The sequence below is a fragment of the Candidatus Neomarinimicrobiota bacterium genome (assembly GCA_022573815.1).
Lineage (GTDB): Bacteria > Fidelibacterota > SORT01 > SORT01 > SORT01 > JACZTG01.
The window spans coordinates 40,341-62,283 of sequence record JACZTG010000009.1; the positions used below are offsets into that span (position 1 = coordinate 40,341).

Annotated in this window: 21 protein-coding genes; 6 read left to right on the forward strand and 15 right to left on the reverse strand. The window is 42.7% G+C overall.

Features of this window, described 5'->3' with window-relative positions; all coding sequences use genetic code 11:
* Positions 1-4 precede the first annotated feature (4 nt).
* The 8 genes from fabF to IIB39_05470 all read right to left on the reverse strand — a co-directional run bounded on the left by fabF (position 5) and on the right by IIB39_05470 (position 6,031).
* On the reverse strand, positions 5-1,246 hold the full coding sequence (gene fabF / locus IIB39_05435) for a beta-ketoacyl-ACP synthase II (GenBank protein MCH8928143.1): 1,242 nt from the start codon (positions 1,244-1,246) through the stop codon (positions 5-7).
* A 48-nt stretch (positions 1,247-1,294) separates the two neighbouring features.
* Positions 1,295-1,525 (reverse strand): acyl carrier protein, encoded by a 231-nt coding sequence (gene acpP / locus IIB39_05440; GenBank protein ID MCH8928144.1) that lies wholly within the window; start codon positions 1,523-1,525, stop codon positions 1,295-1,297.
* A 36-nt stretch (positions 1,526-1,561) separates the two neighbouring features.
* On the reverse strand, positions 1,562-2,305 hold the full coding sequence (gene fabG / locus IIB39_05445; protein ID MCH8928145.1) for a 3-oxoacyl-[acyl-carrier-protein] reductase: 744 nt from the start codon (positions 2,303-2,305) through the stop codon (positions 1,562-1,564).
* On the reverse strand, positions 2,292-3,179 hold the full coding sequence (fabD, locus tag IIB39_05450; GenBank protein MCH8928146.1) for an ACP S-malonyltransferase: 888 nt from the start codon (positions 3,177-3,179) through the stop codon (positions 2,292-2,294). The genes fabG and fabD overlap by 14 nt, the downstream gene beginning before the upstream one ends.
* 65 nt (positions 3,180-3,244) lie before the next feature.
* Positions 3,245-4,255: a ketoacyl-ACP synthase III gene (locus tag IIB39_05455; GenBank protein MCH8928147.1), complete on the reverse strand. Its 1,011-nt coding sequence runs from the start codon at positions 4,253-4,255 to the stop codon at positions 3,245-3,247.
* Positions 4,256-5,287, reverse strand: coding sequence for a phosphate acyltransferase PlsX (gene plsX, locus IIB39_05460; protein ID MCH8928148.1), 1,032 nt, complete (start codon positions 5,285-5,287; stop codon positions 4,256-4,258).
* Between the two features lie 39 nt (positions 5,288-5,326).
* Complete coding sequence (gene rpmF, locus IIB39_05465; protein MCH8928149.1) at positions 5,327-5,506, reverse strand: 50S ribosomal protein L32; 180 nt, start codon at positions 5,504-5,506, stop codon at positions 5,327-5,329.
* A 24-nt stretch (positions 5,507-5,530) separates the two neighbouring features.
* A complete protein-coding gene (locus IIB39_05470; protein MCH8928150.1) occupies positions 5,531-6,031 on the reverse strand; it encodes a DUF177 domain-containing protein in 501 nt (166 codons plus the stop codon).
* 264 nt (positions 6,032-6,295) lie between these two features.
* On the opposite strand from IIB39_05470, the gene IIB39_05475 reads away from it, so the two are divergent.
* Genes IIB39_05475 through egtD form a run of 3 tightly spaced genes read left to right on the forward strand, consistent with a single transcriptional unit; the run spans position 6,296 to position 9,379 of the window.
* Positions 6,296-7,600, forward strand: coding sequence for an ergothioneine biosynthesis protein EgtB (locus IIB39_05475; GenBank protein ID MCH8928151.1), 1,305 nt, complete (start codon positions 6,296-6,298; stop codon positions 7,598-7,600).
* Position 7,601: 1 nt separating this feature from the next.
* Complete coding sequence (locus IIB39_05480; GenBank protein ID MCH8928152.1) at positions 7,602-8,399, forward strand: class II glutamine amidotransferase; 798 nt, start codon at positions 7,602-7,604, stop codon at positions 8,397-8,399.
* Complete coding sequence (gene egtD, locus IIB39_05485; protein MCH8928153.1) at positions 8,396-9,379, forward strand: L-histidine N(alpha)-methyltransferase; 984 nt, start codon at positions 8,396-8,398, stop codon at positions 9,377-9,379. Before IIB39_05480 ends, egtD begins: the two co-directional genes overlap by 4 nt.
* Before the next feature lie 13 nt (positions 9,380-9,392).
* Here the strand turns inward: egtD and IIB39_05490 are convergent, their stop codons facing one another.
* The 5 genes from IIB39_05490 to asd are packed head-to-tail and all read right to left on the reverse strand — an operon-like array spanning position 9,393 to position 14,270.
* Entirely contained in the window at positions 9,393-10,229 is an 837-nt protein-coding gene (locus IIB39_05490; protein ID MCH8928154.1) for a 2,3,4,5-tetrahydropyridine-2,6-dicarboxylate N-succinyltransferase, read from the reverse strand.
* 1 nt (position 10,230) lies between these two features.
* Complete coding sequence (locus IIB39_05495) at positions 10,231-11,118, reverse strand: 4-hydroxy-tetrahydrodipicolinate synthase (protein MCH8928155.1); 888 nt, start codon at positions 11,116-11,118, stop codon at positions 10,231-10,233.
* Entirely contained in the window at positions 11,118-11,858 is a 741-nt protein-coding gene (gene dapB, locus IIB39_05500; GenBank protein MCH8928156.1) for a 4-hydroxy-tetrahydrodipicolinate reductase, read from the reverse strand. The genes IIB39_05495 and dapB overlap by 1 nt, the downstream gene beginning before the upstream one ends.
* On the reverse strand, positions 11,855-13,231 hold the full coding sequence (locus IIB39_05505) for an aspartate kinase (GenBank protein MCH8928157.1): 1,377 nt from the start codon (positions 13,229-13,231) through the stop codon (positions 11,855-11,857). The genes dapB and IIB39_05505 overlap by 4 nt, the downstream gene beginning before the upstream one ends.
* A gap of 4 nt (positions 13,232-13,235) precedes the next feature.
* A complete protein-coding gene (asd, locus tag IIB39_05510; protein MCH8928158.1) occupies positions 13,236-14,270 on the reverse strand; it encodes an aspartate-semialdehyde dehydrogenase in 1,035 nt (344 codons plus the stop codon).
* A 237-nt stretch (positions 14,271-14,507) separates the two neighbouring features.
* On the opposite strand from asd, the gene IIB39_05515 reads away from it, so the two are divergent.
* From IIB39_05515 to IIB39_05525, 3 genes are all read left to right on the forward strand, one after another.
* Positions 14,508-15,653 (forward strand): pyridoxal phosphate-dependent aminotransferase, encoded by a 1,146-nt coding sequence (locus tag IIB39_05515; protein MCH8928159.1) that lies wholly within the window; start codon positions 14,508-14,510, stop codon positions 15,651-15,653.
* Between the two features lie 94 nt (positions 15,654-15,747).
* Positions 15,748-15,981 (forward strand): hypothetical protein, encoded by a 234-nt coding sequence (locus IIB39_05520; protein MCH8928160.1) that lies wholly within the window; start codon positions 15,748-15,750, stop codon positions 15,979-15,981.
* Between the two features lie 221 nt (positions 15,982-16,202).
* Positions 16,203-18,062 (forward strand): CHRD domain-containing protein, encoded by a 1,860-nt coding sequence (locus IIB39_05525; protein MCH8928161.1) that lies wholly within the window; start codon positions 16,203-16,205, stop codon positions 18,060-18,062.
* Between the two features lie 24 nt (positions 18,063-18,086).
* On the opposite strand, the gene IIB39_05530 is transcribed toward IIB39_05525, so the two are convergent.
* Positions 18,087-20,219 carry a tetratricopeptide repeat protein gene (locus IIB39_05530; protein MCH8928162.1) on the reverse strand — a complete coding sequence of 711 codons (2,133 nt, stop codon included), beginning with the start codon at positions 20,217-20,219 and terminating at the stop codon, positions 18,087-18,089.
* Positions 20,212-21,921: a c-type cytochrome gene (locus IIB39_05535; protein ID MCH8928163.1), complete on the reverse strand. Its 1,710-nt coding sequence runs from the start codon at positions 21,919-21,921 to the stop codon at positions 20,212-20,214. Before IIB39_05535 ends, IIB39_05530 begins: the two co-directional genes overlap by 8 nt.
* Positions 21,922-21,943 lie beyond the last annotated feature (22 nt).

The following is a 21,943-nucleotide window of genomic DNA, read 5'->3' on the forward strand; positions in this document are numbered from 1 at the left end:
AAACTTACTCTGTATATTTTTTGAATACGGCTACGGAATTGTGACCCCCGAAACCAAATGTATTGCTTATTGCCACATCAATATCTTTTGATACGGCATTGTTAGGCGTATAATCCAGGTCGCACTCCGGATCGGGGTTGTCGTAATTGATTGTGGGTGGGATAATACCCTCGTTAATTGCCATGATACAGGCTATCGCTTCTATTGCTCCAGCCGCACCGAGCAGATGACCTGTCATTGATTTGGTCGAGCTGACTGAGAGCTTGTATGCATGATCTCCGAATACTGTTTTAATAGCGGCGGTTTCGTTTTTGTCGTTAAACTGTGTGGATGTTCCATGAGCGTTGACGTAATCAACATCTTCGGGTTCTAACCCCGAGTCCTTCAATGCGATATTGATAGCCCTGACAGCTCCTTCGCCACCCGGAGCAGGCGCTGTGATGTGATATGCGTCTGCTGTGTTTCCAACTCCAAGTATTTCTCCATAAATATGAGCGTCACGCGCTTTCGCGTGTTCAAGTTCCTCAAGAACGAGAATTCCGCCTCCTTCGCTGATAACGAATCCATCACGATCCAATTCGAATGGTCTTGAAGCTCTTTCCGGTTCGTCGTTGCGAGTGGACATGGCTTGCATATTCATAAAGCCGGCAACCGCCATTCTGACTATAACCGCTTCTGAACCACCGGTTATCATAACATCGGCGGATCCTCTTTGAATCTCGTGAAGAGAATCTCCAAGAGCATGATTGGATGTAGAGCAGGCTGAGGTCACAGAATAGTTGGGTCCTTTAAAGCCGTGAATTATCGCAATCCTTCCGGGAGTGATGTCGGAAATGAGCATAGGTATGAAATATGGACTTACCATTTTCGCGCTCTTATCGAGCAACCGTTCGAGCTGAGTTTCCCACGTAGTGAGTCCCCCTATTCCTGCACCCACAATAACACCGACGCGCTCTTTGTCTATATTCGTATCGTGCAAACCTGAATCTTCGATAGCCATTTCGGCAGCATAAATACCGTATTGAGTAAACAAATCCATTTTGCGTATTTCTTTCTTCTCAATTAATTTTTCGGGCTCGAAATCATCTATCTCTCCGGCAATTTTACATTTGTAATCGGTTGTATCAAATCGGGTTATAGGACCAATCCCACCCTTGCCGTTTTTGAGGGAATTCCAAAATTCGGCAACTGTTTTTCCGATGGGAGTAACAGCGCCCATGCCTGTTATGACTACTCTTCTACTCATAAAGAGATCATAGCATTAGTTGAGAGTAAACAGTGTTGGATTTGTGTGTTATTTATTTGAATCAATATAATTTACGAGATCGCCAACGGTGATGAGTTTTTCATAATCTTCTTCAGGCACTTCAACGCCGAACTCATCATCAAACGCGATCATCAGCTCCATAACTGATAGAGAATCAGCGCCTAAGTCGTCAATCAATGAAGCGCCGTCAATAACTTCTTCTGCCTCAATTTCAAGCTCCTTGGCGATAATCTCTTTAACTTTTTCTGCATTGGACATATTTCAGTTCCTCCTTATTATTAGGTCTTAATATTATTACATTAGTAAACCACCGTCAACATTTATTACTTGACCGGTGATATAATTTGATTCCTCCGAAGCGAGAAAAAGAGCCAGATTCGCTACGTCTTCCGCCGTTCCAGCTCGGGCTAAGGGTATGTTTTTAAAAAAAGAATCTCTCGCGGCGTCCGTGATTGAATCTGTCATATCAGTCTCGATAAATCCGGGAGCGATTGCGTTTACGCGTATATTTCTGGAAGCTAGTTCTTTTGCTGCGGATTTGGTCAATCCAATTATTCCCGCTTTAGAAGCCGAATAGTTTGCCTGTCCGGCGTTACCGGAGATTCCGATCACCGAAGTCATATTTATAATGCAGCCCGTTTTAGCTTTGAGCATAGTGCGCGTTACGGCTTTCATTCCGTTAAAAGTGCCTTTAAGGTTAGTGTCAATGACATCATCCCAATCTTTTTCCTTAAGAGCCATAATTAAATTGTCTCTTGCGATACCGGCGTTATTCACAAGTATATCTATAGTGCCGAATGTATCAACAGCGAGTTTTATAAGGTCGCTGACGGATTCGTAATCGGAAACATCACAGACTTTCCATTCAACATCACAGCCGATGTTTTCCAATTTGGTTTTTACCTCTGCCAACAGTTTATCATTTGTTGCGGAGATGAAAAGGTTTGCGCCCTCTTGAGCGTACCGAAAGGCGATAGCTTTCCCGATACCCCTTGAAGCTCCCGTAATAACCGCCGTTTTACCTTTAAGAAGATTCATCTAATTCAAAAATTCCCGTTAAATCTTTTAATGTATCAATGCCTGAGGAATTAATCTCTTTGTTTATCCGTTTCATCAGACCTTGCAATACTTTTCCGGGTCCGATCTCCACAAAATCCGTTGCGCCGTCGCTTACCATATTTTGTACCAGGGGATACCATTGTACCGGGCTCGTAATTTGTTTCAGCAGAGAGTCCCTGATCTCTTTAGGCTGGGTGAGCGGAGACGCCGATACGTTAGTGTAAACAGGAAATGACGGGGAGGAGATTGAGATAGACTTCAATTCCTCCGAGATCTCTTCCACCGCGGACTCCATCAATGGAGAATGAAACGCTCCGCCGACGTTTAGTTCCTTTACAATCTTTGCGCCTTGCTCTTTAGCGAGCTCCATTGACTTATGAACAGATTCAACATCGCCGGAGACTACTAACTGGCCGGGAGAATTTAAATTTGCGATCTTCACCACGCCGCTTCGGCTGACCTCAATGCATATTTTTTCAAGAGGTTCAAATCCGATACCGATTATAGCCGCCATCGTTCCGGGATTAAGTTCGCATGCTTTTTGCATCGCTTCAGCGCGTACTTTAACGATCCTCAAAACATCGTTGAAATTCATTGCACCGGCTGCCGCATAAGCAGAAAATTCTCCAAGGCTGTGACCGGCTGCGTAAGAGGGCTTTAATCCTCTTTCAGAGAGTAAGGCGGTAACGGAGTAACTGTGAACGAAGATCGCCGGCTGCGTAAGGGAAGTTTGAGTCAATTTTTCAATCGGACCGTTAAAAGAAACCTCCGCAAGATCAAATCCCAATATATGGGAAGCTTCGGAGTAGATAGATTTTACAGATTCAAATTCATCGTAAAGATCGCTTCCCATTCCAACATACTGAGATGCCTGACCGGGGAATATGAACGCTGTTTTTCCGGAGGGAAAATACAAATCTAATACGCCCACCTAATAAGAGTGCTCCCGGCAGTGTAACCCGCTCCGAATGCTGTGAGCACAGCCAGAGAACCTTTTTTCAATCTGCCGTCCTGAACAGCATCGTAGATACCCAAAGGTATTGTGGCTGCCGTTGTATTGCCGAGCTTATTAATGTTAATTACAACTTTTGAACTGTCAATATTCAGTCGTTTTGCGGTAGAATCGATGATTCGTTTGTTAGCTTGATGGGGAATAAACACGTCTAATTCGTCTCCGTTTACTCCATTCCGGTTTAGTATTTCTTCGGAGATTTCCGCCATTCCCTTAACAGCGTGTATATAGACTTTTTTACCGTCTTGATAGAGGTAATGCTCAGCGTTATCAACGGTTTCATGGGTAGCCGGCCGTTCGCTTCCTCCGGCTTCCATATATAAGTTAGGCGCGCCTGAGCCGTCAACTGTGCTGATAGAATCGATAATACCAATCCCTTCTTCATCGGATGGCTCAACGAGAACCGCACCGGCGCCGTCACCGAATAAGATGCAGGTATTTCGATCATTATAATTCATTATGCTGCTCATTTTGTCAGCGCCGACTACTATTACTTTTTTATAAGCGCCCGATTCAACAAATCGACTTGCAGTGTTCAATCCGAATACAAATCCGGAGCAAGCAGCTGAAAGGTCAAAGCCCCAGCAGTTATTGGCTCCGATTTCTTCCTGGATCAAACAAGCGGTAGCCGGAAACAGCCTGTCAGGGGTAACAGTACCGACGATAATAACGTCAATTTCGTTTGGGTCGGTATCGGTAGTTTCCAATAATTCATTTACAGCTTTTACAGACATATGCGAAGTGAATTCCCCTTCAGCGGCAATTCGTCTTTCGGATATTCCCGTGCGGGAAACTATCCACTCATCATTGGTATCGACCAATTTTTCGAGGTCTTTATTTGTAAGTATCCCTTCAGGAGAATAATGACCGACTCCACTGATTTTAGCCATAGTGGGAACTTGGGATTGATAACTCATTTAAACTGTCTCCCTTGTTGTTTGAGCTTGTGCGATGTTAGATTGTTCAATCTTTTGAGCAATATGTTCGTTAATCTTTTCCTTTACCGTTTTTCGGGCGACTCGTATAGCGTTTTTAATGGCGATTCGGGACGAATGACCGTGTCCGATTATTGATACGCCATTTGCTCCGAGAAGCGGTACTCCGCCGTATTCCTGATAATCTAGGTCCTTTCTTAATCCTTTGAGTGCGGGCATCATCATAAGGGCTCCCAGCTTGGCAAACGGCCTGTTATTTAAATTCTGCTTAATTTTTAATTTGAGCAATTGGTAGAAGGACTCTGCAAACTTAAGAATAATATTCCCCACGAATCCGTCACAAACGACCACTTCTACTTTCCCTTTCAGAATGTCCCCACCTTCAACATTTCCATAAAAATTCGGTAGATTATCTTTTAGAATTTTATAAGACTCAAGAGATAGATCGTTTCCTTTAGATTTTTCTTCACCGATATTCAGGAGTCCTACTTTAGGATTTTTCCATCCGAAGATATGTTCAACGTAAATGCTTCCCATTATGGCGAATTGGAGAAGGTCAAGGGGGCGGCAATTGGGATTGGCGCCAATGTCAAAGATAGCGGTTCCTTTATTTTCAGCCGGCATGATAGTGCCAATGGTCGGCCGCCGAACGCCTTTAATTCTTCCGAGTTTCATAAGTGTTGAGGCATATACCGCGCCGGTATTACCTACACTTACAAAGGCGTCAATTTCGCCTGACTTCTGGAGATCCGCGCCGATCGAAATAGATGAATTTGGTTTGGACTTCAGAGCTTTCGTTGGAGATTCGTGCATCTCGATACTTTCTGATGTGTGAATGATGTCGATCTTCGGGTATTTTGATTTTTCCAAAGCTAAATTTTCGTTTATGGCATCTTCGTCGCCGATGAGAACAAGAGTTATTTCATCCTCGTATTCCCGGGCAGCTAATATAGCTCCTTTAACAGTTTCAGAAGGAGCATAATCTCCACCCATTGCATCTATGGCGATTCTTATCTTCAATCTATTTTTCCGTAAAGGAAATGTACCGGCAATTTACTCTGAAGCAGCTATAACAGATCTACCGTTGTAATACCCGCAATTAGGACAAATCCTGTGCGCTAATTTGGGCTGAAGGCATTTTGAGCATGTAATTAAGGTAGAAGCTATAGCCTTATAATGCGTACGTCTTTTATCTCTTCGTGTTTTTGATATTTTTCTTTTAGGTAAAGCCAAAATTTTATCCTTATTATTTTCTAATTATGATTCTGTTACTTGAAAACTTTTAAGTGTTTCCCATCTGCTGTCAATCTGCTGCGTGGGGCATTCACATTCCTGTTGATTCCGGTTTACTCCGCAATTGGGACAAAGACCTTTACAATTTTCTTCGCAGAGAAGTTTTATCGGCAGTGAAAGAACAAGAGAAGAACGCACATCGTTTAATAGATTAATAACCGGATTGTTAAGACTCAGACGGCGTGTATTCTGTTCTTCTGATTCAGAATATTTGGATGAATAGTAAACCTTAAAATTGGAGACTAATTCCTTTTCGAATTTTATCAGACAACGGTCACACACTAACTCTGCTGAAGAGACAACTTTTGCCTTCAGATTCAGATCATCCAATCTTTTGTCTATAACCAATTTGACCCGAATATCGCCCTTGAGATGGCCATGATCCAATAAGGACAATTCCCGTGATGGCTCACTCAGCTCAAGTCGATTTAAACCGTCGTCAATATTTGCAATATTTATTTTCATATAACTGCATAATATAAATTTTCACTCCCTGTTTGTCAAGGCAAAAGGAGTACAATTTTCGTCAAAAACTGTTAGCCGAATGACAGTTTTCACAATCTTTATAACATAAACTGCGCAAGAAAACAGCGATGTATAGATAATAACAGACAATATAATGTCAGATTATAGAAAAATAAGAGATAAATTTCGAAAAGCAGTTGCATTTAATTCTCAAAACCCACAAGTTTTGCCTCAATTGTATTTTTTTAACTTAGTGAAATCGAATTGAACATTAGAACTAAAGACACTCTGTTCGGTGATCTGGAAAAAGTAAGAAGTGAGACTCTTGAGTTAGTGGAGCAAATACCCGAGAGTTTTCTCTTTAACCCGCCAAAACCGTTTATGGGCCCAATCATCTGGGACCTGGCGCATATTGCCAAATTTGAAGAAATATGGATATTGAAAAATGCCGCAGGCTTGGATGAAAAAAGTATTCTGCCAGATGATGATTACAACGCCATAAAAACTCCGAGAAAGATCAGAGAAGAGCTGACACTGCCATCGTTTACAGAATCTCTGGAGTATATGTCTTATACCAGAAAAAAAGTATTCGATTTTCTTGACAGCGCGACGCTTGACGGTGATGATAGATTGCTCAAGAATGGCTATGTCTTCGACTTGGCGATTCAGCACGAATATCAGCATCAGGAGACTATCTTGCAATCGCTTGCGCTGTTCGATTCGCCGCCTTTTGAATGTCCCAAGCCTAAGCCACAGAACGAAACAGCATTGGTAGAAAGAATGCTGTTGATTCCGGCGGGTGATTTCGTTTTGGGGACGGATAATCCTCATTTCGCTTACGATAATGAACTTCCGGCTCATGAAACTTATTTAGATGAATTTCTTATGGATTCCACGCCCGTAACGAACGAACGGTATCTGAATTTTATTGAAAGCGACGGTTACAACCGGGAGGAATTCTGGTCGGAGAAAGGTATGAAATGGAAATCTGAAGAGAATGCCGAATCTCCATTATACTGGTATATGGAAAACGGGACATGGTTCAGGAGAGTATTCGATAAAGTAATGAAAATTCCCCCGAGGGAACCTGTAATTCACGTGTCCTACTTCGAAGCTGAAGCGTTTGCCAATTTCGAGGGGAAGAGACTTCCCACAGAACAGGAGTGGGAAAAAGCCTGCTGTTGGAATCCGGATTCCGGCGAAACATATTCTTACCCCTGGGGAGAAGAGGAGCCTGACAACGATAAAGCAAATATCGGTAAAGAAAGATGGTGTCCTGCTCCCGTAGGCAGCTATGAAAATTCAACCTCTCCGTCAGGATGTCATCAAATGTTAGGCGATGTGTACGAATGGACGTCATCTTCGTTTCTTCCTTACGATGGATTTGAAGCATTTCCGTATGAAGAGTATTCGGCAGTTAATTTTGGAGAAGAATATAAGGTACTCAGGGGAGCGTCATGGGCTACTTCGACAAAAGTGGCAAGAGCATCATTCAGAAATTGGGATTATCCCCAGCGGAGGCAGCTGTTTTCAGGATTCAGATGCGCTATGGATTCGGATAAAACTTGATATGTGCAGAATAGCGGCATATATGGGAGAAGAAATAAAGTTAGAGGATTTAGTGCTGAAATTTCCTCATAACCTAATTGTTCAAAGTTATGCCTCCAAAGAGCTGCTATCGGGTAACGTGAATCTTGATGGGTTCGGATGCGGCTGGTATAATCGAAAGGTAGAGAGCAATCCCGCACAATACGCAACTTTATTGCCTTTGTGGTCAGATAATCGTTTTCCCACTATCGCAAAAGCGGTAACCTCAAGTGTCATTATTGCCGCCGTCAGAAATGCAACGCCGCCATTTCCAAATGAACTATCCGCCGTTCAACCGTATGCTTCCGGAAAGTATATGTTTGTTCACAACGGGTTTATCAAAGTTTATGATAAGTTCAGACGAAAGATGGAAAACGACCTTCCTGAGGATTACTTCAACAGGATACCGAATAGAACGGACAGCGCAATTATATTCTCTGTTTTTATGTGGAAATTATCAGATGTTCAAGAAAGTGAGTCACCGGTACGGGAGGCATTATTAAAAACGCTTGAATGGCTAAAGGATTATAGTTCTGATTCTGATTTTACTTCAAATCTGAACATTGGAATTTCCGATGGAGAAAATCTTACGTTTATTCGTCACGAAATAAAAGGTGCGTGTAATTCGTTATATTATAATTCGTCGCATAAAAATTTCCCAAATGGGGTTTTTATCGCGTCTGAGGCGCTTGACGACGATACCGGCTGGAAAACGGTCCCCGAAAACAGTATGATTGAAATTATACTTGGAGAAGAACCAAAATTGAGTGATTTGAAATGAGTCTATCTGTTAACTTAATAGAACGTTTAGTTGTTTCAGACCCGTTTGACGATATGTGGAGAGAGGTCAAGAACGGTCTCACCTCAATCCCGAAGATGCTGAATCCGAAATATTTTTACGATGAAAGAGGCTCGCAACTCTTTGACGATATTACAAGGCTGCCTGAGTATTATCCTACAAGGACAGAGACAGCAATACTTCGCTCTGAATCTGAAAATCTCATAGAGAAGTATCGTCCCGAAGCGCTATTCGAGCTTGGGAGCGGCTCTGCTACCAAAACACAAATATTGCTCGATGAGATGGAGAGGAAAGGGTTATTAAAGGGGATAGGCTTATTTGATATAAACGAAGAATTTCTTGGTCAAAGCGCGACCGGATTTCAAGAGAAGTATCCGCAGTCAACGGTTCGAGGTTACGTAGGTGATTTCACTAAGGAATTCAGATTTGAGGGATTAGGTTTTTTCCCCACTCTCTATATTTTTCTGGGTTCTACAATAGGAAATATGAGTCAGATAGAAAGCGAAAAATTCCTCGGCAGAGTTGCGGATAAAATGGGTGATGACGACCTGTTTTTACTTGGTGTGGATTTGATAAAAGACGAAAATATATTGCACGCCGCATATAATGACTCGCAAGCTGTTACCGCTGAGTTTAACAAAAATATACTATCGGTCATTAATAAAAAATTAAACGGTGATTTTAATCCAAACCTGTTTGAGCATGAAGCTATATACAATTCGGATGAGGGAAGAATCGAGATGTATCTTGTGTCATTGGTGGAGCAAGAAATAAATCTTCAGGGAATTGACCTGAAAGTGAATCTGTCAACAGGCGAAAAAATCTGTACCGAGATCAGTAGAAAATACACCCGTGAAAAAGTTGAGTCACTGCTTAATTCCGCCGGGATGGAGATAGCGGAATGGCTGACGGATGAAAAATCCTTTTTCGCTGTCGCGCTTGCCCGGCTTGGTTCTGCTTGAGCGATAATTAACTTTATCTCAACAGCTCTTCCAAGTTTGTACTGCTATTAGTTTTCTCATCGCGATATTTTATAATGACGGGAGAGTATATTGAAATATCATGTTTCTCTGCGAATTTTCCATCTTTCCTGCGTGTTCCCGGAACAACGACAGCGTTTTTCGGAATTTCAATTATACCTTCCGCATTCAGTGAAATAACGTTTTCGTTCACAAGGTCGTATATTTTCGTACCTGAAGTCAGTATTGTTCCTGAGGCAATAACAGCGCCCGAGCGAACTATGGTACCCTCGTAGATTCCAGTGTTTCCGCCGAGAAGGACGTTATCCTCAATTATAACAGGCAAACTGCCGACAGGCTCAAGTACGCCTCCGACCTGTGTGGCCGCGCTGATATGGACGTTCATTCCTACCTGAGCGCATGAGCCCACAAGAGCGTGCGAATCTATCATCGTATCTTCATCAACGTAAGCGCCGACGTTCACATATGCGGGAGGCATAATAACGACCCCTTTTGCAACATAGGCACCTTCCCTGATTGAGGTTCCCCCCGGAACTATGCGGATTTCGTCGTCAACTGATATATTTTTTAAGGGGTAAGTATCTTTGTCAAAATAGCGAAAACTCTTGTTCAGAGAATAGTCAATTAATTTTCCAAGGCTGAATCCTAATAATATCCCTTTTTTTACCCAGATATTGACTTTCCATTCACCATTAATAGGTTCTGCCGCGCGGATTTTTCCTTGTCCGAGCAGATCCCTGAATTCTATAAAAGTATCAATCGCATCTTGGGGATAATCTGAAGATTTCAACTTTGAAAGATGTTCGATCTTTTCCCTGAGATCACCTGTCATATTAAATAAGTCCTGACGATTTGAGAATTTCATCCATTTTATCTTTGCTGTTTTTTTCTAATGAAAGCATAGGAAGTCTGTATGTTTCGGCGATCATTCCCATCTTAGAGAGCGCGTATTTAACAGGAATAGGGTTGCTCTCTATGAAGTTTGCATCCATCAGAGGAAGCATCTTTTCTCTCAGATTTTGCGCTCGATCTAAATCTCCGGCGAGCGCAGAACTTACCAATTCAGCCATATCAGAAGGCATCTCATTTGCAACTACAGAGATAACACCGATTCCTCCCAGTGCAATTATTGATAGTGTTAACGCATCGTCGCCGGATAGAACTACTTCATTCGGCGGCTTACTGTCCAACAATTTTTCTATCTGCTTCAAGTCACCGGAAGCTTCTTTGATCCCTACAATACCGGTTAGTTCAAAGAGGCGAACTACCGTTTCCGGCAAAATGTTCGAGCCTGTCCTGCCCGGGACATTATAAATGATTATCGGTATATCCACTTCCTCGCCGACAGCTTCAAAATGCCTGTAAAATCCTTCCTGTGTCGGTTTATTATAGTAAGGTCCTACAATCAGGGCAAAATCGGCTCCGCTTTCTTCCGCAAGCTTTGTCCTTTGTATCGTTGAGAGGGTGGAATTAGTGCCTGTCCCCGCAATCAAGGGATATTCGTCTCCGGCTATTGCTCTGGCTCGGGATAACATTGTCGCCAGCTCGTCATTGGTGATAGTGGGCCCTTCTCCTGTAGTACCGGATATAAGTATTGATGAAGTTCCGTTTCGCAAATGAAACTCGATTAACCCGTCAAAGGCAGAGAAGTCTATTGCTCCGTTATCATCGAATGGAGTGACTAAAGCAACAATTGAACCGTATAATTTCTTAATGTCCATCAGTTCCCGTTACGAACTCCATAAACATCTGTTAAATAATCATTGAATTCTAATAATCCGGATCTTCCTTTTAGCCACTCTGCGATAGCTACCGCCCCAACTGCGAACGTGCTTCTATCTTTCATTTCGTGACGGAGTAAGATTGTATCCACATCAGATTCGAACGAGACTTCGTGAACACCCACCACATCGCCAATCCGCTCTGAGGTTATCCGCAAAGCATCATTAGAGATCGTCTCTGTCGGGGAACCGGTAAAAAGGGATTTCTTTGAAGTGGATTGTGATATTATATCTTGGGCGATTATTAGCGCCGTACCGCTCGGGCTGTCAAGTTTCTTTACATGATGGGTTTCTCTTAGGGTAACATCGTACTCTCCGGCGCCGTCAAGCAATTTTGTTGCGTTCTTTATTATCAGCCTGAAAAGATTGACACCGATTGAAAAATTAGCAGCAACGAAGAGAGCGCTCTCCAATTTGTCTTTATAGCTGCTGAGGATGTCATTGTCCCAGCCCGTAGTTCCGATAACAATATTTACCTTAGCATCAGCAGCAATGGCAATGGAGGTTGGTACGGCATCAGGGAGAGAGAAATCAATCAGACATTCTATCTGCTCAATTTGATCGGCAGAAATAAGCGGATCTTTCGAATCGAAATGTTTTATAACATTATGTCCTCTTTTGTTCGCCGCTTCGGAAGTAAGTTTACCCATTGTGCCATTACCTATGAGACCGATATTCATTTTCTTTCCATAAGCTTTGCATCTGCCGCGGAATATTCTCTCAGCATGCTGTGTAAGGCATTATTTACTTGTTTAAAGTTATCCTTTTGAATCACTAAAATAATCATATCAGATGAAGAAGAAGAGATCAGCACCTTTGCGTTATGCGCATCTAAAGTATCTGAGATCAATTTTATCAAGCGGTCATCAGATAAAGATTTATGGATTATTCCTATCATGGAAACATCTTTATTCCATGAGATATTTTCAATTCCTCGTAATTGACGAGAAGCTTGCTTCATTTTTAACTTATTAGTTATGAAATATTGAATCTGTTCCATACTGCTTTCAATTGGTACATACGCAATGTCCCTTTTGCTTAAAATAATACCGATTTCATCTGATTCCGCAGGATCGCTCCCATTTGAAGGATGTTTTGAAATTAAAATACCATCCGGATGACCCACAACGAAATATTCATGTTCCAGATCGTCATTATGGGTGTCTTCTATTGTAGTACCGTCATCTTCCGGTTTGTGAAGATTTAATATCCTCAGAGGGATATCCCTTCCGATTAAAGGTTGAATGGCATTTTTATGAAGAATTCTTGAGCGCAGGAATGTGAGTTTTTCGATATATTCATATGATATTCGGCTAACTGTTTTAGAGTCCGGCACAAGATTAGGATCAGCTGTCATAACGCCCGGGACTGTTTTATACAATTCAACCCTGTCAGCATCAATGCAGGCGCCTATGAAAGTTGCGGTCAGATCCGAACCTTCGTAGCCTAAAGTTGTGGTCATTCCGGATGGAGTTGAAGCTATAAAACCCTGTGTGACAGCCAATTTATTTTCTTTTCGGCATCTTTCCACTTCTTGTTTCACGAGTCCGACCGAATTATTGAAATCAGGTCGAGCGAACCGATGTTTCTCGTCACCGATTATCATTTCACGAGCATCAAGCCAATTGCATTCCACCCCTTCATTATTAAGGATATAAAAAATAATTCTGCTTGTGATAAGTTCTCCCTGCGAGACAATATGATCCCTATCGGCCGATTTCCATTCTCTCTCGGTAGAACTTATATAATTTTTTAGATCTTCGATTCGCTTGATCAGATCATTTCCGCATTCCGTTTCATATTTCGCACTCAGCTCTCCTTCAAATAATGATTGAGCGAGCGGAAGAAAATTATTGTCAATTAAGTTATAAGCCGCTTCGAGATCACCTTTCCGGCATAATTTAAATAGTTCTTCCAACATACGCGTTGATTTTCCGAAAGCAGAAAATACCACTACAGGATTTTCGCTGAGAGACGCCTTGATGATAGACGTGACCTTCTTGATGGATTGTGGATTTTGAAGAGCAGCCCCTCCAAATTTCATTACTATCATTTTATCAGATCATTCCTTCTGAGTGCAATAGCTCCGCATTAAGAATAGCTGATCCGGCGCCTCCTCTTATCGTGTTATGCCCTAAAGCCACCATACGGACCGCATTTGCGTTGACTTTCTCAACTCTTCCTACTGTAATAGCCATCCCGTTTTCCTGATCGACGTCAAGTCTGGGTTGAGGACGGAAACTGTTTTCACCAAGATATATAGGGTGTTTCGGAGCAATAGGAAGGTTCCTCTCCTGGGGAATACCGGAAAAATTTCTCAACAGATCTTTTATTCTCTCCACATCCGGCGTCGTTTTTGTAGTGATGAATAAGGATACCATATGTCCATATGTCACCGGCACACGGTTGGTTTGGACACTGACATCGCAGCTGTAATCAACTATCTTCTTATCTTCAAAGGAACCGAGTATCTTTGATATTTCTTTTTCTATTTTAGGTTCTTCTCCGTTAATGAACGGAATTATATTGCCGCTTAAGTCCAAAAATGATACACCGGGATATCCGGCGCCGGATGAAGATTGCATCGTCACCACAAATACCTGTTCGATGCCAAACTCAATTGAGATCGGGGCGAGGGCAAGCGCTATGACTACCGCCGAGCAATTGGGATTGGTTACTTCCCACCCGCCGTCGCTATCATTATTTATCAATTGCAGATGATCGGGATTAACTTCGGGAATAATGAGAGGTACATCGCTGTCCATCCTGTGATTCGATGAATTACTCACTATAATATGTCCCTTTTGCCTGTAAGCAGTTTCGATTTCATCAGCCACCGATGAGTCGAGGGCTGAGAAAAGGATGGGGGTATCAAGAGCGCTGTCAACGTCAAGTATCTCCATATCCTTGACGCTCTCAGGCATAGGGTCGGATAAAATCCATCGGCATTTTTCGGAGTATTTTCCGCCGGCAGAACTTTTAGAAGCAACGAGCGCCTCAATCGTAAACCATGGATGATCCTCAAGCAGATTAATTATGGTCTGTCCGATGATACCTGTGGCACCAAGTACTGCAACCTTTTTCTTCAACAAAAAACCTCCGCTATGTAAAGTCCCAAAAAAATAATTATAAATTTAAGTCAGATTGTGTTTAAATACAATATAACCTCTTTCTGAAAATGTGCTACCAAAAAGCGAGATATTTAGTGCATTCAAACTGTCTCAACATTATCATAAGAGCCGGAAATGTTATAAATTAAGTTTCAACGGGATATCATTATTAAAACAGCAAACAGACTACGAAAAATAATACCATCCGCAACAACAGAGATGATGATCAGAGCGGGGGAATTGAAAGCTCAGGGTGTTGATGTTATAGATCTTGGTATCGGAGAACCGGATTTCCCAACACCGGAGATAATTACCGAATATGCTGTTGCCGCTATGAAGGAGGGTTTTACAAAATACACGAACTTTGATGGATTGCCGGAATTAAAAGACGCTGTAATCATGAAACTCAAGCGTGACAACGGAATCTCTTATTCCCGCGAGGAGGTGATAATAACCGCAGGCGCGAAACAGGCTGTTTTCAATGCCTTCATGGCTACTTTGGAAGAAGGAGATGAAGCGATCGTGCCGGTACCTTACTGGGTCGCATATCCGGAAATTATAAAATTAACAGGGGCGACACCCGTATTCGCACCGCTTGATCCAAATGCCGGTTACTCTCGAACAGTTGAAGAGATAGAAAGTTACGTGACAGATAAGACAGCCGCTATAGTTCTCAACTCGCCTTCAAATCCGACAGGCGCGCTGTTGGATGACAACTTTATCAAAGAGTTGATTGAAGTATGCGGCAATAGCAACATCCTGATGGTCTCAGACGAGACTTACGAGCAATTTGTATTCGACAAAAACTATAAAAGTATTGCTGCTTATGATGGCGCTATTGGCAATACACTGACCGTGAATTCAATGTCGAAGACATATTCTATGACGGGATGGCGAATAGGATATGCCGCCGGACCTGAAGAGCTCATCAAAAAGATGGTTCAAGTTCAGGCTCAAAGTACTTCCTGTCCCAACTCGATCGCTCAAAAAGCTTCAATAGATGCGCTTATCGGCGATCAATCTATGGTGATTGAGATGAGAGAAGAGTACAAAAGACGCCGGGATTTCGTCTATTCCGAATTGTCCGATATCCCGGATATCTCGCTCCACAAACCTGATGGCGCTTTATTTGTGTTTCCCGATGTGAGCAGCTATTATCGGTTCAATCATAATGGAAAAACAATCGACAACTCGGTTGATTTTGCGGAATTCTTGTTGGATGAATTCAAATTGGTCATCGTTCCCGGTGCGGCGTTTGGCTGTGACAATAATATCCGATTCTCTTATGCCGCGTCTATGAATGTGATTAAAGAAGGTATTCAACGCTTTAAGGAAGCCTTAAGAGCAATCCGTAAATTGTTGTAACTTATTTTAATTTTTACAAATATCGTATCATGATTGATTGATATTAAAACAGCAAAATTCAGAAGTAAAATAACCAAAACAGAAAGAAGGCAGAATGGCGAAAGTACTGTTTATTCACAGAGATTCAGAAAACAATTGCGAGAAGTACAACCTGTTTTTCGATGAGAATGTTGCTCCATCTATAGAGGAAGTGAAGGAGATGCAGGACGATGGTCAGTGGGTCGAACGTTTTACGCTCTCCGCGGGGGAGGACAGGCTCGTAGCAGAGACATTAGAGGAAATGGCTGACAGACTGCGCGGCAGCCGAGATGGAGAGAGTATCAGTTAGTCGAAGATTCAGGCTGTTCCACCACAGATTCTATTAATGACTTATTAAGTTTTATAGTACTTGACAAACGTAATAAAATCGTTATATTGGTTTGTAGCAGTTCAATTTACCAAATCAGAAAGGATTCGCCTAATAGGGATAAACTGTTACTGTTCTTATCCATATTTTTATTTTTTAACATTACTAAATTAGTCATCAATAACCAACAAAAGGATATCAGTATGAATAAAACGTTACTAAGCTTTATAATAATTACTCTCTTATCAGTGCCGAATCTCTCGGCTCAGAAAGAAGATCGAATTGGTAGCGCATTCCTGTCGGGGGGTAATATCGTACCCACTCCTATAGTTTCTTCAGGTACAGGAACGCTCACAGGAGTGCTGATGAACGATTGGACAGAGTTTCATTATGCTATTACAATCGACGGATTAACTCCTACTGTAGCGCATTTCCACAACGGCGCATTCGATGCGACAGGTGGGGTTGTGAAAACACTGGATTTCAGCGGTGGAATGACCATATCGGGCGTTTGGTCGTCATCTGATGGAGACCAACCGTTCACTACTGCAATGTTGGATGAGCTTTTAGCAGGCAGGATTTATGTTAATATTCACACAACAGAAAATCCGGGAGGGGAAATTCGTGGAAATATTCAAGTACCGGTATTTTTTAAGGTATTATTAAGCGGCGATAAAATTGTTCCTACGTCTATTACTTCATCCGGTGTGGGTACAGGTGCCGTTATACTATTCGGCAATGATAGAGAATTAGATTTTGGCTTAAATGTTACGGGTTTGACGCCGACTAACTCTCATTTTCACGGAGGAAGCGCTACTGATAATGGAGGAGTGGTCAAAAACATCACTTTAGTTGATGACGCCGCAGACGGTGAGTGGTTGGGCGGTGATGCAGAACAACCTTTGACTGATGATTTAATCAGTGACTTGCTTCTCGGAAATGTTTATATGAATATTCATACAGCTGCTTACGGCGGAGGCGAAATAAGGGGCCAGCTGGAACGCGAAGATGGCACTGCGTTCGCGGCGTTTATCAGCGGCGACAATATTGCCCCCACACCAATTTCGTCCCTCGGTTCAGGTATAGCGGTTCTAACGCTCAATTCGGCACAAACAGCAGTAGAATATGACATCACAATCTCAAGTATAACTCAAAGCGTAGCTCATTTCCATAATGCGGGCGCGGGGTTAAACGGAGGAGTTGTAAAAACTCTTACATTCGTTGATGGTCACGCCAGCGGCGTCTGGTCCTCTACAGATGCTTCACAGCCGTTAACTTCCGAGCTTGTCGAAGAGCTGCTCAGCGGAAGATTGTATGTTAACATACATACGACCCTATACTCGGGAGGTGAGATTCGTGGACAGGTTTTTGTAGTTTCGGGTTATAACGCCCAACTTGACGGTAGCCAGACAGTAGCCGACCCCGCCGTTGTTTCTTCGGGAACAGGCACTTTGACAAGTTTGTTTTTCTACTCAGATGTAGGCGGTGAGCTTGAATACAATATTACCGTTAATGGGTTAACTATAAGTGCCTCGCACTTCCACGCCGGAGCCGCAGGAGAAACCGGTGGTGTTATTAAGGCTATCACATTTGACGGGAACTCCGCTTCCGGAATATGGAGCGCAATCGATGAGGTCGATCCGCTCACCGATGATATTGTCGATATGATAAGGAGCGGAGGGGTATATGTTAACATACATACGTCTGCAAACCCGGCAGGCGAGATACGGGGTCAGCTGTTACCGAATCTGCTGCAAATTCCCGTAAGCGTGATAGATGAACGAGTGCTGCAACTGCCAAATTCTATTGAGCTGAAGCAGAACTATCCGAATCCATTTAATCCGACGACTCTTATTGAGTATGACCTGCCGAATGACGGCCGGATTCTACTTACAATTCATAATCTACTTGGAGAAGAAGTAGCGCGTCTTGTTGATAAAGAGCAAAATGCGGGTTTACATAAAATATCATGGGATGCGTCCGCAATGTCCTCCGGAATTTACTTCTATAATCTTCAAGCAGGAAAACTTAGCCGGACGAAGAAGATGTTATTACTCAAGTAAAGGCTGTTTATCAGCCGACGAAAGTCATTTTAGTTCATTAGATTCAAGCGACTCCAACTGAACGAGCATATTGAATAAGTGCTCGTTCGTAGGAGCGCGCTCAATTCCTATTTCAAGCACTTCAATTGCCTTTTCTTTATTTCCAGCCAGCGAATACGCAAGGGAGAGAGGTGCGTAAATATTATGTTTATCAGGCTCAAGGGTTAAAACCTGTTCATAAACAGCTATAGCCGTTTGAACTTCATCGGTTTTCATATAAGCCGCCGCTAAGTTGGACAAAGCTATACTATCGGTGGGTTTGACTTCGATAGCCTTTTTATATGCTGCGATAGCGTTCCCATATTCACCGCGGGCGGAATACGTGCTACCCATAAAATCCGCGCCGATAGACCATCTGTTTTGAACAGCTGCTGAGTTGTCTCCAAGCAATTCGATTTTGTCAGATAAATATTTTCTTATCCCGGGTTGATTTCCGGCGGACAGATGAATTGCCATAAGAGAAAGCGCTTTTATGTCGAGGTCGTCGCTTTCAGCCATTTTTTTCAATCTCTTAATTATATCATTATGGATATCCGGCATATCCGGTTCGAGCCTCTCTTTTATAAAAGTCAGAAGACCTGTAGCATCCGCCATAGTATGTGTAAGAGAATCAGGAAGGAGGAGAGACGCCGCTTTCCTGATATCATATGCGTTTTGTGCGTCCATGAGCGCTTTGACGGAATTATGGTGTGGTTTAATCTCTCCATACCATTCGGTAGTCTTCTTTTGAAGCCAATCCACGGTTTTATCCGAGTGGCATTTTGAGCAGGCGTTTTCAATACCGATACTCGCATCAAATCCCGGACGTGGGATCGGGATAGTATGGTCAGATCGCGCGAACTTCAGCTGCGAACCAAGTCCTTGATGCTGCAGAAACGGCATATGGCAGGAGGTGCAAAGGTTACCGGGAGAATCGGGCAAATGATTGGAATGAGACTCCGGTGATGCGGCTTTACTCGGATGACAATCGAGACATTGTCCGTTATCAAATTTTCCGTTTAGAGCGTTACCGTAAATATCCCTGTAATCCTGTGAGTGGGGTTCGTGACAATCTACACATGTCATTGAGCCGCTAAGGTAGCAGCTGCTGAAAAGATGGTTTTGCTGATAGGCAAATGCTCTTACTCGTCCGTCCGCCAAGTACGGAGAGCTCCCTAAAATTGCCATCTTCATAGAATAATAACGCTCAAGATCTGCGCCCGGAAGATGCCCGTTTATAACCTCGTCCTTCACAGCATGACATTGAAAGCATAACTGAAGGGATTCGTCTTTATTTTGGATAGACAAAGCTTCAAATCCAATATCTTCTGACTTGTAAACATCGCCTGAATTCACAATATCAATATGTTTTCTGCCGGGACCGTGACATGATTCACAGTTGATATCCAATCCTTGAAAAGTTGTTTCGTATATCTTTTCATCCTTCTTATACTCGACCTGCAGCTGACTGCCGTGACAATTCTGGCAATTGGAATAATCAGTGTTGCTGCCGAGAATCCTGTATGGAGGCCAATGAGACAAGTCATTAAGAGAGATACTGCCGCTAATCGGCTCCCAATTGTTGCTCTCTCTTAACTGAACAAACCAGATGTTTTCCTGCTTTATAAAATCGAATGGAAGCATCCTTAGCGTTCCGTCGGGGAATTTCGTGAAATAACTTTGCGTGCCGCCGCCTTCCAAATGACCACCTCCCACAACAGCGCCAACCGTGAGAATAACTCGATTGCCGACTTCAGGTTGCACGGTGAATATGAATTCATCATTTTCTGTTATAGATGGAATTACGACAGCATCTTTAAAGATGAGCGGCTTTTCATCAAATTTGCCGATTATGATCTCCTTACTCGGAAGTCCACCGGCTTTTGCGTGAGTTGAACTTTTCCACAGATCGTAAATCTCTTTATGGCAAGCTTCGCACGCTTCTGACCCTCTGAAATCTTTTATAGAAGGCTGAGCAGCCGAATCTTCAAAATGCTCAGATGGAAACGGAAGGATGAAGGTCAGTCCTAACGTATCTTTATAAAAATCGTCTTTGCTGTAATTATAAATAAGAAAAGCTGAAGTCAGCAAAGTTAGCGCAATGAAGATTGATATTAGTTTTTTCCCGGATTTATTCATTTATATATCCGGATTGATTATCGAGCGACCAAGCGGGCCCTTCGCATTGGCAAAGTTTTCTAATATGCGATACCAAATTCTCTATTTCACTGCGACTGAGCGTATGCCCGAACGCGGGCATAAAATTACTTTTATCCAGAATATATCCTCCTGCAAAAATTCCATCGAATAAGACATCGTCAGGACGCTTGGAAAGATATTCACTGTCTTTATGACTTCTTGGGGCGGTTGGTAAATACTTAGCATTGAATCCCTTCCCGTCGCCGTCAATTCCATGGCAGGATGAACACTGTTTGAGATAAAGCGAATTATCCCCTTTCATCCTATTGGGCGTGAGAACCGGATTATCTACAAGAGAAAGATATTTCGATTCAACCTTTGAACCGTTCAATTGAAGAAGATAGCTGCTGATAAGCTCTAATGTCTGTACAGGCATAACAGTCTTTGGCATAATAATATTGGGATCAGCAGCATGAGGATTTTTGATCAGATCGAATACAAACGAAGGCTTAAGCCTTGATTTAACGTTAGAAAGATCAGGTCCGATTCTTCCTCCGTCAGCTCCAATACGATGGCAGCCTAAACAAGGTAATTTCGCGTCCAATAAACCTCTCGCTTTCTTCATCGCAAACGGAGAGAGTTTGGCGGGTCTGAACAGTTCGGACTCTATTAGTTTCTTTTCATTTTTGATTAGATATTCCGTCAGTACAGTTACTTCTTCGGGTGTAAGGTGATAGTCCGGCATTCGGCTGCCGCTTCCCGGTAGATAACCGAAAGGTCTGAGGGCATATGGGTTAGAAAGATAATCTTGCAGCCAGTTTTGTAACACTCGTGAGCCTTCAAAAGAAAGTTTTGGAGCCATTGAGTCTTTCCACGGCTCTGTTGACGAATGTCTGTGGCATGTGGCGCAATTCAAAGCGGTAAAGATTTTTTCTCCATCGGCAACAATGACATCAGGGTAAGATTTTTTAGCGTTGTTGTATTTTTCCTCAAGTTCAGCTTTTCTTCTGGTATTCTTTTTATAGAGCTGGTCGGTTACCCGATTTATTAGCTCCGGAGCCTGAGATAATGCCTCGGAATATTGCCTGCCGTCGTCTGAAATATCATAAAAAAAAGAGGGCATAGGCGTGTCAGCGCCGTCAAACAGAGCTGGGGAAACGAAATACATTTTAACCCAATTCTTTTTGAGTCGATAACCCACAGTGGAAAGATCACTCCCTCTTTCTTTGCCCTTCACGCCGGGAGAATGACATTTCACGCATTCAAACGCTTCAAACAATTCTTCCTTGATGTTGATAGGGGTGCTATAATCAGGATGGCTTTCAGAATGCAGCCATGAAGGAAAATTCGGATACTCATTTGAATACGTATTTTGAGTTTCGAGGAAAAGCGCGAGAGCAAACGCTTCTTTTTCACTCAGGTGAAAATCCGGCATCCGCGAGTAACCGATGTTATGCCTGACCTTTTCCGGGTTTTGCAGATATTCAAGCAAATATGCCGAATTATATTTCAGACCTGCGAAACTCAAATCAGGAATCTTTTCTCGAATAAAACTCTCTGTCTTCAGGTCGGTGTGACAACCCGAGCAGGAGAGTTCTCTGATAAGCAGCTCGGCGGAGGGGATACCTTCAGCCAGACTTGCCGCAACCCAAAAGAATAGAAGCGAGAAACATAACAGGGGAAATACAAATATCCTTCTCATATAAGAATAACCTTAAACAGCG

Coding starts and splice junctions, on each gene's coding strand:
- acpP (MCH8928144.1), bottom strand. CDS start 1,525: ATGTCCAATGCAGAAAAAGTTAAAGAGATTATCGCCAAGGAGCTTGAA.
- IIB39_05455 (MCH8928147.1), bottom strand. CDS start 4,255: ATGAGTTATCAATCCCAAGTTCCCACTATGGCTAAAATCAGTGGAGTC.
- dapB (MCH8928156.1), bottom strand. CDS start 11,858: ATGAATATCGGTCTCATAGGTAATGGCACAATGGGTAAACTTACTTCC.
- egtD (MCH8928153.1), top strand. CDS start 8,396: ATGAGTCTATCTGTTAACTTAATAGAACGTTTAGTTGTTTCAGACCCG.
- fabG (MCH8928145.1), bottom strand. CDS start 2,305: ATGAATCTTCTTAAAGGTAAAACGGCGGTTATTACGGGAGCTTCAAGG.
- IIB39_05525 (MCH8928161.1), top strand. CDS start 16,203: ATGAATAAAACGTTACTAAGCTTTATAATAATTACTCTCTTATCAGTG.
- IIB39_05515 (MCH8928159.1), top strand. CDS start 14,508: ATGATGATCAGAGCGGGGGAATTGAAAGCTCAGGGTGTTGATGTTATA.
- IIB39_05490 (MCH8928154.1), bottom strand. CDS start 10,229: ATGACAGGTGATCTCAGGGAAAAGATCGAACATCTTTCAAAGTTGAAA.
- IIB39_05495 (MCH8928155.1), bottom strand. CDS start 11,118: ATGGACATTAAGAAATTATACGGTTCAATTGTTGCTTTAGTCACTCCA.
- IIB39_05505 (MCH8928157.1), bottom strand. CDS start 13,231: ATGATAGTAATGAAATTTGGAGGGGCTGCTCTTCAAAATCCACAATCC.
- IIB39_05530 (MCH8928162.1), bottom strand. CDS start 20,219: ATGAATAAATCCGGGAAAAAACTAATATCAATCTTCATTGCGCTAACT.
- IIB39_05480 (MCH8928152.1), top strand. CDS start 7,602: ATGTGCAGAATAGCGGCATATATGGGAGAAGAAATAAAGTTAGAGGAT.
- fabD (MCH8928146.1), bottom strand. CDS start 3,179: ATGGGAAGCGATCTTTACGATGAATTTGAATCTGTAAAATCTATCTAC.
- IIB39_05470 (MCH8928150.1), bottom strand. CDS start 6,031: ATGAAAATAAATATTGCAAATATTGACGACGGTTTAAATCGACTTGAG.
- fabF (MCH8928143.1), bottom strand. CDS start 1,246: ATGAGTAGAAGAGTAGTCATAACAGGCATGGGCGCTGTTACTCCCATC.
- IIB39_05520 (MCH8928160.1), top strand. CDS start 15,748: ATGGCGAAAGTACTGTTTATTCACAGAGATTCAGAAAACAATTGCGAG.
- IIB39_05535 (MCH8928163.1), bottom strand. CDS start 21,921: ATGAGAAGGATATTTGTATTTCCCCTGTTATGTTTCTCGCTTCTATTC.